This is a genomic window from Paraburkholderia sp. ZP32-5, from assembly GCF_021390495.1.
Lineage (GTDB): Bacteria > Pseudomonadota > Gammaproteobacteria > Burkholderiales > Burkholderiaceae > Paraburkholderia.
Window position 1 is genome coordinate 1,475,833 of the sequence record NZ_JAJEJP010000001.1, and the last position, 12,304, is coordinate 1,488,136.

At 55.6% G+C, this 12,304-nt stretch carries 4 protein-coding genes; 1 reads left to right on the forward strand and 3 read right to left on the reverse strand.

The features are described from left to right. Positions 1-13 precede the first annotated feature (13 nt). The 3 genes from L0U82_RS06330 to L0U82_RS06340 all read right to left on the reverse strand — a co-directional run bounded on the left by L0U82_RS06330 (position 14) and on the right by L0U82_RS06340 (position 3,724). Positions 14-2,221: a phage/plasmid primase, P4 family gene (locus tag L0U82_RS06330; protein ID WP_233829219.1), complete on the reverse strand. Its 2,208-nt coding sequence runs from the start codon at positions 2,219-2,221 to the stop codon at positions 14-16. 365 nt (positions 2,222-2,586) lie between these two features. Beyond that, complete coding sequence (locus L0U82_RS06335; protein WP_233829220.1) at positions 2,587-2,811, reverse strand: helix-turn-helix transcriptional regulator; 225 nt, start codon at positions 2,809-2,811, stop codon at positions 2,587-2,589. Positions 2,812-2,950: 139 nt separating this feature from the next. Continuing rightward, complete coding sequence (locus L0U82_RS06340; RefSeq protein WP_233829221.1) at positions 2,951-3,724, reverse strand: transcriptional regulator domain-containing protein; 774 nt, start codon at positions 3,722-3,724, stop codon at positions 2,951-2,953. Between the two features lie 1,023 nt (positions 3,725-4,747). Between L0U82_RS06340 and L0U82_RS06345 the strand changes: the two genes are divergently transcribed. Further along, positions 4,748-12,253 (forward strand): CHC2 zinc finger domain-containing protein, encoded by a 7,506-nt coding sequence (locus L0U82_RS06345; RefSeq protein ID WP_233829222.1) that lies wholly within the window; start codon positions 4,748-4,750, stop codon positions 12,251-12,253. The last annotated feature ends 51 nt before the right edge of the window (positions 12,254-12,304 follow it).

Here is a 12,304-nt window from a genome sequence, read left to right on the forward strand (position 1 = left end):
TAAACTTTAACTACTATGAATTCAGCGCTAGGCCCCTAAAAATCATTGACTGACTAATGCGCTTTTGTTGGTAATCAAGAGCGAGCATCCTGACTCTGAACTTCTTTTGAGTGAGCGCCGCGAGTCGCAGCCGTTCCACAAATGCCTGATAGGATTCGAACGCGTCGCTGGACCGTACGCTCAGGTCCTTGCCAGTTCTGCATTTCGCTTCTATCCATCGTTGCACCGTATCAGCCGATTCGTGAGCCATGTCGGTCGCCTCTTCAACTTTGCGACACGTGCCGAGCCCATGCTTCAGATACCGTTTCGCCCCCTCTATCATCCAGTTCAAGATACCCGAAGACTCAGCGGCTAGCTCCGAATCCAGATTGCTGTTGCGATCGCCTCCTTCGAACTGACGCGTGAATGGTAGGACGACCACGCGACGCCATAGAGCCTGGTCCTCATATTGCCAGTCCGGCATCGCGTTTGTGCTAATCAACAATTTGCACTGAGGCTTGAACATTTCCTGTCCTTCGTAGTTGTGCCGCCCCGTCAGTGCGTCATTGCCCGTCAACTGCTTGAAGAATGGTTCGTCGATCCCGTTTTTCCGCTCCGTCTCAGTGCAGAACGCGGCTCTGACACCTCGCAAGGTCATGATGGCCGGCGTCGGTCCGTTGCCGTTTCCTTTGCTTGCCCCCTTCATTAACGCGGGAGAAAGCGTCGTGTAATACTTGTCACCCATCACAGTCTGAATTGCGCGGGTCAACGTACCCTTACCGTTACTACCGCTCCCGAGCATGAAGAATGCCTTCTGCTCATTGCTGTGTCCGATGAAAAGGTAGCCAAGGACAGTCTGCAGATACCGGCGATAGTCGTCGGAGCCCGCGATATCCCTGATAAACTGGTGGAACGCCGGGCACTTCGCTGATTCGTCGAATCGAGCTGCGGTCGATCGCGATACCATGTCCTCTGGTCGCGCTTGCCGAAACTGACCGGTTCGCAAATTGACCACGCCGTCCGGAACGCCGAGCAACTCGGGTTTGAAGTCAAAATCTTCGCCTTTCGCATCGAGCTCCGGATAGGTGAGAAATTCCTCAAGCATCTTGTTCGCTTGCACGAAGCTCTTAAGGCCATTCAGCGCGCGGACGGCACCTTCAGCCTTCGATGTTCGCGCCGTTGCCAAGAGGTCTTTTATGATGCCCTGAAGTACCCGTGCTGTTTCCTTCCGGTCGTTACGCCAGACACCGTTGGTGAACACATAGAATGCCTTCTCATGGATTTTTAGCCGGCCAGATAGCATGTCCTTCGCGTATTCAACGATATCCGGCGACGACGTCGGAATCCATGTTTCGCCATTTTTTTGGGTGCCACTATCGAATTGCTTCGCATACCAGCGAAGGCTTTTTATCGTCCGTCCTTCGCCTCGACGAAAGCCGTCCCACGTGGGCTGCTGATCGGCTTCGTTGTACTTTTCGGATGCGGCGCGAGACCACGCGTCCCAGACCAAAAAGCCCGATTTGCTGGGATCCCAATCATGGATCGCCGCGCCGATGTCAAACCAGACTTTGCGTTCTGTAGCCGGTACGGTTCGCAGCAATTCCTCGACTTCTTGCCGCGTCATCTGATCGGGAGAGCGTTCCACCTCGGCTCGCGCGAGTCGCGCCGACGGATTGTTCAATCGCGGTGGTGTACTGCTTTTACTCATCGTCGATTTGATCGTACCACCGAGCGACTTCACTATACGACTGGCCGGCACAGCATCAGGACGCGCCTTTGCCTGAGACAGTCGGGCAACAAAGTGTTCCCGATCAGTCTTCCAATTAATTGTTCCAGCCAGCCGGAACGCACGACCTAAATCCGTCGCCTGCACATCGCCACCCAGAGCGTTAGCAAGGGAGAGGGCGAGATCCTGGTATTCCGACAGGCTGCATTTGACGCGGAAATAGATGTGGTACCTGCATTTGGAGCTTTGAACGATGAACGCTGGTTTGACCTTCGCTATGATGGTCTCAACCTCCGCCTTGGTCACCCGCCGATCTAGATCGACGACAAGAAACCGTATGCCTTTGATATTTTCCTTCTTGCGACCCAGACCGTCTGTCCGTTGAGGGACGACCGAAACATTGTGGCCTGACTCGCAGAGCTTTGCGATTTTTGCAATCGCATCCGCGGTCGGCTTGATATAGTGAATTTCCCCAGCACTTTTATTGGTTGAGTGATAGGTCTGGACCGTGAGCATTGAGTTACCCGTGGCTTCGGAGATTAGCTCAAGGTGACGAAGCATAAATTTCGCGTCGCACCGTGGGTTGTTACCTACTGACTTCGGGGGGGTATTTTTCGCTGCCATGATTTTTATTTAAAAGTTGATGTCCCCCTTCCTCCGTGTAGGATGTGTAGGCAAATCGTCTGTTTCCTTCTCCTTTTTCTTCCTCGATCAGTTGAAGGAAAAAATAAGAGAGTTATAGACGTATCCCTACACGTCGCACACGGTTCTCTCCTTCCTCGTGAGAGGGGAGGGGGCAAGATGACGTGGTTAAATTGAAGGCGCGGTTGGCGAGGATGGAGCACGAAGAGGTGAGAACCCCGGGGGCGCACTTTCCCTCGCTATTTACGGCGATCGATCCGGGCCTGAACCCATGCCTCGATTTCCTGCGCAACCCAACCGACGGAGTTCGCAGTTAGCCGTATTGGTGTAGGGAAGGTGCCGAGTTTGATTCCGGCATAGATGGAAGATCGCGAAAGGCCCGTGATCTGCTCCACGGCCTTGCGACGTAGGATCGTTGGAGCGTGCCAGTTTGGCAACTCCGTCGTAGTTTGTTTGATTGGCATGATGTCGTCCGGAATGTCAGCCGTGAGAACGGCATGGACAACATCATGCAGGCTTGGAAGGGGGGAAATTCGGAGCGAAATTTTTTATGTTTCGCTCCGCCCTGTGCCGGTGGCCGTATGCCATGCTGACGATTGATTGCTAGCGGCGAACGTTCTGTTCTGCCGCCGGCATCTTTTCGTGTCTTTTTGCCGCCGTAGCGATGGCAATGTAGCGAAATTCGGTGAAAGGTTTGGCGCTGTCATCGACCATCTTTCTGATATTCTCGGCGATTTTGGCCCTTGGGCCACTCCAGCGTTTTTCTTTGATGATCCATGGGGCGTTGGCTAACCGCATCCATTTAAACTTGGCAACGTCGGTGTTATCGCCCTCGTTGTCACTTGTTGCGTCTAGCAACCGCAAATACCAAAGGAAATTTGGCCTATCGAGCTGTGGCTGCGAATCTAGATACTTGGTCTCTGGAGATTCAAGGCCCCGGATATGGTCAACTCTGGATTGCAAAATCGGTTCAGCACCGTTCAATAGTTCCTTGATGGCTGTTTTGGAGTGCAGTGCCGGGCGCAGATGGAAAATGAGCGCAATCTGGTCGTGCTGCAACGTGGCTTGCCATTCCATCGAGGCAATCGATGTCGGTTTGGGTGAGCTTGAAATGCCAGCAAAAGCAACGCGTGGTTTCTTGTCGTATGGCTGGTCGTAGCGACGGTAATAGCGCAGCATGAATGTCGACGCGATTTCTTTTTTCTTCGCTATGCGTTTTGATTTTTTCTTGATTTTTAATACTGCGTCGCACTCATCTCGGAATTTACTGTTCCGGCGCAAAAATTCCCATGCCCATCGGCGGGGTTCCCAACATTCCCAGCCCTTGTAATCGGCCTCGCTACTCCCATCTGGTCGATCTTTTTGAATTTTAGTCATTTGTCGTCTGATTATAGATAAATACGCTTGAAAAGACCCATCGTGCGTATACGGTTCGGTTGGCGTAGTTTTGATGTCGCCCTCGAAAACCCTCCTTACGGATAAAAATTTAAACGAGAGGGTATAACCTGCGAGTACATACGGCTCGGCTTGGTCTAGGACCAGGTAACGCCTAAAACTGCGGAGAAATCCAACTTGGTACCCGGACGTCGGTCATACTAAGTTACCCATTTTGCCGGAATGATGTGGTATCTGCGCACAGTCTCGAGCAATTCGGTAGGAGGGTGGATATGACGGAGCAGACCGAGGTTTTATGATGACATGATCGGTGAGCGACCACTCGCGGGCCGATTTGTGCCGCTGGTATGAGTCACACGGTTATCATCCGAACGGCTACCTGACTTCCTGGTACTGCCCGATGCTCAACGCACGCTAGTCGGCCTTTGCGGGCGTTGGGACCGGACGACCGCGACGTCAGCATGCGGCCGGCGGTTTGGCTTTGCTGCCGAATGACAGCTTTCTCGATCAGCGAACTCATACCCGCAACCGTGAGTGGTCTTTCAACAATCGAGAGGACATTGCGCTTTTGTGCGTAATATCGGCTTTGTGCGAGCAATGCGTATCCCCATCGACCCGGTAGTACAGGAACGCAAATAGCTCCGCGGCGCGGAATTCACATCGAGATAGCGAATATATAATGCCAACCCGGCCATGCATTGAAGCGCTTGACGACTCGCATTCGGTCTACATCGAAAGGTGAGTTGATGCTGAAAGTACTTGACAAGCTCGTCGCCGAACGCGCCAACGTCGGTTGGGGACTATGCCCAAGATTCGGCGCGGAGCTGTGGTGGATATAGCCTGCGGTGTCGGCCAATGCCACCGGCCGAACGTGTGGGGTCATCGATCCTCTATCCTCGCACCGTACGATGACGAAGGGGTTCATGCTGAGGCCCTGTCCAAGATGCATACAGAGGACTTTGTAAGCTTTTCAAGCGGGTTACAAAAAGAAAATCGAGGGAATAAGTGGATCGATACGATATCAGTGAGGTACTGACCAAGGTTTCACTGGAAGACGTGGTTAGGCGACTTGGCATCGAAACCGAGCGGCACGGCTCACAGACGCGGGCGCTTTGTCCGTTTCACCAAGACACCCGGCCTTCACTGAATCTGTATCAGGCAGAAGGCGCTTCTCCTGCGCACTTTCACTGTTTTGCTTGCGGTGCCCACGGCAATGCCATTGACCTAGTCAAACAAGTCGAGGGGTTGGACTTCCTGCCAGCAGTGAAATGGCTGACTCAGCAATTTGGCCTCACTTCCACGCTTCGTCTGTCCCCGACGAAGAGCGAACGAAAAACTGTCAGTCAAGCCGCACTGGACTTTGCGCTAAGCACCTTTGACGTAAAGCACGACGCTGAACTGTTTAAGGCATGGTGCGCCGAACGTGCGTTCGAGGAGGGGTTTCTATACGATCAGGGGCTCCGTTGCATTTCGCACGGCGTCTTGGTGGAGGCCTTGCAGAGTAAAAAACTGGAGGAGCGCACCGAACTGATCGATGGGCTGGAGAGCCTAGGACTGATCAAGCGTCTACGCTCCCCATCTTCGACCGAACAGTGGAAACTGGATTTGCGCGACCAGTTCCGCGACTGCTTCCACGATGGCCGCGTCGTGATCCCGATTCGTAGCGCCGATGCCAAACAGCCCAAAGTGATCGGCTTTGTGGGCCGCGCGCTCCAGAGCCTCCCTCCGGAAGGAGTAGCGAAGTATCTGCTCACATCGGGCTTCGATAAAAGCAATCACCTGTTCAATGCGACCGATGCCTTCAAGGCTGTCGAACACGCATTGAAGCACGGCCAACCGGCTACGCTTTATCTGGTTGAAGGGTTTCTCGACGCGCTGCGGATGAAGTCCTTAGGGCAGCCAGCTGTAGCGCTGATGGGCGTCAGCCTGAGCAATGGCCAACTGGAATTGCTGAAGGTCCTGGCTGAGAACGCGACCGGGAAGGGAGAGCTAGCGTACAGCGTCTTCCTAGACAGTGACTCAGCCGGCTTTGGCGGCGCCAACCGATTGGTGCGCAGACTACTTGACCTACCAGGTGTGGACTTGCGGTGGGTCGGCCTGCCTTGGCGAATCGAACCAGCACTGGGCAAAGACCCAGACGCCTGCCTGCTCGACGTTGCGTCCGCCGAGCAAGCAGCGGGCTGGTTACAGCGCTTCGAATTGCCAGCCGAAGGGGTACTCCTTGCGGGAGAGTTGGGAAGCCAAGACGCATCCGAGCTTGCGGCACTTCGCTGGCATCACCTAGCTGTGACGGTCCGCGAACGTGCACTGTTCAGAACGGCCATGACGGTCAAGCGCCTTTACGGTCACCGGTTGGCTGAAGCGCCGGCGATGCGGCTGAAAGACAGCCCATGGCCATGGGCCCAGCAATTGCAAGCGGTCTTGCTGGGATCCGTCGGTGGAACGCGGCCCAGTGAGCGCAGCCTCTACCTGGAGGAAGAGCGTCCGCGAGCGGCCTTGGCCCGAAGGCTTGCATACCATGGTGCGCGCCGCGGCGAACTTCCTTGCGATGAAAGTGCTTGGCAAATTTTGAATGGCAATGAGTATCTGTTTGACGAGACGGTTCTGGATCGTCTCAGAGCCGCTGTTCAGGGAAAGTTGTGGCATCAAGCTGCGCCTTTTGATGCCGTGCATCTACCGCGCAAGCTTACGGCCAACAAGGATGTACTTGACGATCCTCGCCGCAAGGTAATGCCCCACCCGGCTGACCTGCATGCTCAGCAGTTATTCCTTAATGAACTGCTCACCCATCGGCATGATCGCCTGAGCGCAAGTGGTCTCGCGTTCTCGGCGTACATCCCAGCAGTGCGTTGGTATTCCTCCCGACAGGAGGTCTTGGTTACCGGCATGTACGAGGCCCTCAACGAGCCCGATCTCGAATGGGGTGAGCCTAAGACCTTGAGCTTTGGCTATCAGATCGACATGGATGTTTTGGAGGGTGACAAGACTCCCTCGGACCAAGGCATGTTTCGGCCTTTCGGCCAATGCTGGCGTGATTTCATGGCGAGTTTGATGCGCCAGTGCCATTCCATTGGGCCACGGGTACATGTGCTGCGTCTGGACGCCAAGCGCTATTACGACTCGATCCAGCGTTACGTGGTACGAGAAGAGCTTCTGAAGCCTCTGTCTACGGCGCTTCGCGACCACAATCCAGAAGGTTTTTCCAGCATGTTCGGGCTGACCATCGACTCGTCAGAACGGGATGGTGCGCTGGAGCGACTATTAACTGACCTGATCTTCGGTCACGAGTATCACGACCCCGAGGTTGCAGGCAAAACCCGGCGCAGCGAAGAAGTGACCGGTATACCTCAGGGGCCGGTCTTTTCAGCCTACATCGGCACCATTGCCCTGTTTCCGGTGGACGATGCAGCACGAAGGTTCATCCGCCGTACCCGTACCGAAGAGTCCGGCCCCGATGGCAAGCCCCACCCCCGCGCTGGTTACGCGCGCTATGTGGATGACATCGTGCTGTTCGCAGACAACGAAGCACTATTGACGGAACTGCGCGAAGTACTGCAGGCCAAGGCCGCCGAGCATTCGATTTCCTTGATTCACAAGGGTGAACGTGTGCGCTCCGGCACGCCGTCCCAAGTAATGCGCCAGCTTAACGACGGGCGGGGACTGGCAGCGTCCGTGCCCGCCTGGGAACCCCCAATCGTCGGTGACGGCGAGTCTGATTGGAGCCTAGGTGACGACCTGCCCAAAGTGGATCGCCAGTGCGCCCTACAGATGCTTCGGCATCCAGCGCTGATGGATCGGCCCGAGGACATCATTGATCAGGTGAAGGCTGCGATGAGCGCGCCTGATCTGCGGGTTAGTGACTTGGGGCTATGTGCTCGCTGGCTGTGGTGGCATATTGCCATCGTGGACCGGCCCGTCGATTCTGAGCCTGCGTGGACCTACTTTTGGAGCCACTGGAATGAGGTTTGCGACGGCCACGACTGGGCTTCGGCCTTCAAAGAGCGCGGCTACGACACGCTCTTTGCGGTTGAAGGGCTGGACAAACTGCTTGATCCTAATCCTTGGCAATTGAACGGCCAGTTACTGACTGAGCGCGACAAGAGGCGGATCGATCGCATTGCTCTGGCCCGCTTGGTCTACAAGCCCGACTTCTTTGAGAGCGTGAGACCTGCCACGAACAGCGACCATGTGAAGCGCCGGACACGGCTGGTGGCGCGTAAAGCTTGGCGATTGGTTGGCGAGGAGCCGGCGCCACCGGTGGTCGCGCCACAAGGCAACCGTGAGTTGACAGCCGTTGAATGGTTGTGTCTGGCGGGTACGTTACTGTTCAACGCATCGGGTAATGAGGATCCGTTGGCTGCGCTCAGGAACCGCTTACCCGTCCAACATAATGAATTGGCCCTCGCGCAAACTGTCGTTTGCCAATTGATCGGCCAAGGCGTTGCGATCAGTGCCAACGCAGAGGTAGGACTTGCCATCGACTTTGTGGTCAGAAGTGCGCGGCGTGATGTGCGACTGACTGTGCTGTCTAGATTTCCAAAACTGCTTTCAGGCATCGGGGGCAATCAGAATCTCCGGCTGATTCCGCACTTGCCTGTTCTGAATCACGAAGCCGAATCGATTTACGAGATCGATACAGAACCCGGAATTGATGGCAGATCTCTGTACCGTTGCTTTCTCCGCGGTGAGACTCCCAATGGACCTGAAGTGGTGTCTCACTTCGTGCAAGCGGCTCTGCATTCGGGGTCGTCAAATGCAGCCGAGACAAGACCGATCTACTTTAAATTGATCGAACTCAGTGCCTCCACAATTCGTCATGGCAGGAGTGTGGTGCCACAGCCGTGGAGCGAATTAAATGCCTCCGAAGTAACACTCTCGGCACCCAAGACTCATTTAGCTGCGTGTCTATTTCTAGCTTTTCTGGCGATGCATCGATGGAAAGGGGACAACGAGGATCGAATTGCGTATGTTCCGTTCCGGCCTCAGTTGTTTCAGGATGGAGAGGGAGGGAGGGTGACGCTTCATCTTCTCGCCGATCCGGTTCCGCGCAATCTGCTGGGCGTCAGCGCGTGGTACCACGACCGTGACGAACGAGTGCAGTCGGAAAATGTGCCGCTGGAGGGCGCAGAAATGTGGCGCGTGGGTTGGGCCGTCGCCGACGTGCTGGGCGTGGCTGTAGACATGGCAGGCGAGACTGGCGAGCGCGACGAGCTACTTGACGATATCGAGGAATCAGACAACGAGGCGCATGCCAAGCAGGTACTGGAAAACTATGTGCTGCGCCAGCAGTTACGCAAGTTGCAGGGAAGCTATCTGTCGTCCGCAAATATTGATGCTGCACTAGACACGGTCTCTTCGTTGCCCGGCACGGTGAATCGAGCACTGAAATTATTGCAAGACTTTCCTGCGGACCTGGACCTGGACGCACAGGTGCGGCATGTAATTCTGATGGAAGCCGAAAGCCGAGCCATGGCCATGCGAATGAACATGCGCAGTGGTGATGACTTGCGGCACACACTGCATCGAGCGTTCCCAGACGCGTTGGCTCGATTGCCATTGTGGGTCGTGGCAGGACTTAAATTGCTGCGGCCAACCGGCCAAACGACCTCATTACGCCCTGAACCGGCGCTGATGTTGGGCCTGTACCGCGCGCTGTATCCAGTTCCGAGCAAGCACGAGGCCGAAGCACCGGCAACGTCGCTGCGTATGGCGCTGGTGCTAGCTACCGTGGGCATTGGCCTGCGTGGTAGCGTAGCGGCGCTTTGGGGCTACGCCGCAGACTTGGGTTCGCGCCGTATGAGCGAAAGCTTGAACTTGCCGGCTGATTGGGAGATGCCGGACATGGCTCGCCTGGATCCGCAGGGTGATTACCGGGCGATACGCAAGACGCTGTTCGACGGCGATTGGCCTGCACTGTGCAAGGCGAGCCCATGGCAATGGATGCTTGCCATGATCGGCTTGCTCGATGCCAGCTTTGCGCAGGCCTTCAAACTGCATTCGTTGAAAGAGTTATTTGCGGTGCTCAGCGTTTGGCAGACCAAGCCTGCTCGCGCCGATGATGCAGACGTGGCGGAAGAGCCTTGGCCCTTCGACGCGTTGCCGAGATTCACGCTGCAACAATGCGAGAGTTTGATACAGGCGTTGCCCAAAGCGCTGTGCGAGCTCGATCGCGAGCGAGGTATGCGCGTTGTATGTGTTCATGGCAGGACGTTTGGTCGTAGCCGCGACACCGACGAATTCATAGATGCCACGGGGGCCGGTTGGCAAATGAGCAGGCCGCAGTACACCAGCCTGTATGCCAACTCGGTCGAAGAATACCGCCCCCTGATGGGCAGCCGGGTGCTTAAGGTCTGGACGGAAACACGCCGTATCACGGACGATGATCTGCTGGCCCTACACTCGCTTGATACCAAGCTGGGAAAGTGGCTGCCATCTCAAGCGGATGTGATCGACACGGTTAAAACAGGCGTGGCAGTTCGGTATCACCCCGCGGCGACCGATTACGTTAAAGCCGGCACTGCAACTCCGCTAACAAATGATGTGACGAACGACTCGCTAGCGTATCCAGATGAAGCCGACGGCCACACTACAGAGCCGCTGAATTCACAGTCTGAGGTAGTTGATGACCAGCCCATAGTGCCGCCGCAACCAGAGACGTCGGCCGAAAGGCACTCAGGCTCGCTCTATTTCGAACGGTTGCCTGAATGGCAAGGTGAGTCGTGGAAAAATCGCCTCGGAGGCGAGACAAATCATGACCGGGGAGCACGAATCAGCTCGCACTTCCGCGTCGCGCTGTTTCAGTCCCGAGTGGATGAAAGCTACGCTCACCCGATAGTCGAAGTCGGTCTGGGCGGCTTGCCTTTAGCCAATTCATCGCGAGATGCACTCCGATCCGAATTGGAGAATCGCGACCTTAAGACAGTAAGCAAATCCGCTCAGCGACATTCTGAGTTTCTTTGGCGCCACGACAAGAAAGTCATTTCTTGGCCAGAGCATCGGCGTCGGGTGCTACTGAGCCAAGCCCTGAAGGCTTGCAGAGACCTGAAGGTGGAATTATTGGTTTTGCCCGAAGTGTCCGTTCGACCGGACACAGTGGCATGGTTGAAGACGCAGCTTCCGAATTTCCCTGGGTTGGCCGTGCTTGCGGGTACCTATCGGCATTTCGAGGCAACTGACGGTGGCGATCACTTGAAGGAAAGGTTGACCCTGTTGTGGGCACCGGACAAAGCGCTTGAAGTGCCGCTCGGGTTGGAGGGGGACAAAGGGGTTATCGAGTTGCAGCGTGATAAGAAGTACCGCGCCGTGGCAGCCCATGAACTGTTCCGGCCGAGTACCGATAAGTTACAGCCGCTATACACCGAAGAGAAAGTGGTGGGGGAATTGCGCCGCATCCGAGATCGCGCGAAGAAGGGTGAATGGTCAGCTGACCAACTGATTCCGCTGTTCCAAGCTTTGCTCCATGGTCCTCAGAAGCTGCGTTACTGCATGGAGCTAATTTGCTCTGAGTTGTTCGTGCTTACAAGCCCCGCCAACCGGTCGCCGCTGCAACAAGAGTTGGCCAAGATTTTGCAACTGTTTGGCGGAAATCCCTCCGAAGCCAAAACGATTGTCAACGATGACGTCATCGCACTTGGCGAACTACTGACGTTCGCGCAATTGCAGCGTGAGCGACGGTCCGTGTTGCTGGTCCCCGCTTTCACAAGCCGGAGCAACGACTATTGGCATGCTGGTCAGGCCAGCGTTTTGGCGTCTGGCACGGCTACCGTGTTCTGTAATGCGGCTAACAAGAAGATCAGCATTGGCGGTAGCTGTTTCATCGGCATTGACTCCGTTAACGGCGTGAAACCTGAACACGCCGGTATCGTACGTCTGTTGACTCCGTATCACGGTTGGAGCAAGGGCATTCTGCAGGCTGACTGCAAGGGGGCGCTGTCGCCGACCGATCAAGCCTTGGTGGTCGTGGATCTCGATCCGGTGCATGTGGTAAGTGGCAAGCCACGTCCCCAATTGCTGCCCGAACCCATGTCTTTGGTGGCGTATTTGCCCGTTGTGGAGGTGATAGACAAGGTGAAAAACGCCGAAGGACTAGCAAATGCGTTGAACAAAGAACTGACTCTGGAAGGATGTAGAAAGTTGCGCGAAATGTTGACGAATGAGGCCTTTCCGGAAGCATGTGGGCAATTGCACGTCCGTGATGATTTCGCCAAAGCGTTCACGGAACTGCTTGAAGCAAAACAAAACGGGCAGCTGAATCCAGAGACAGGTGGAGCGAAATTGGAAAAATTCAAAGACTTCTTCGGTGATTCACGCGCTATCCGCGAGCGCATCTTGGCTTGGCTCCGGGATCGTCATCAGCAACCCGCCTCAAAGGCTGGCGAGCTGCGTCTGGAACCAGTTTGGCTGGACTTTCTGGTCGCGGATCTGACTTGGCGACATAGCGACGACAAGTGTCCTGAAGTCCGTGTCCCGCCATTGCTGGACGAGTCGGCGATTGATTTCAGCAAGAGCTGAGCCAAAGCAATCAGTTCCCACCTCTCTGGCGGAAGCGTCAGCGACCGCTTT

Bases quoted from the DNA above. Each gene is read 5' to 3' on its own strand.
- L0U82_RS06340 (WP_233829221.1), bottom strand. From the start codon at position 3,724: ATGACTAAAATTCAAAAAGATCGACCAGATGGGAGTAGCGAGGCCGAT.
- L0U82_RS06335 (WP_233829220.1), bottom strand. From the start codon at position 2,811: ATGCCAATCAAACAAACTACGACGGAGTTGCCAAACTGGCACGCTCCA.
- L0U82_RS06330 (WP_233829219.1), bottom strand. From the start codon at position 2,221: ATGCTCACGGTCCAGACCTATCACTCAACCAATAAAAGTGCTGGGGAA.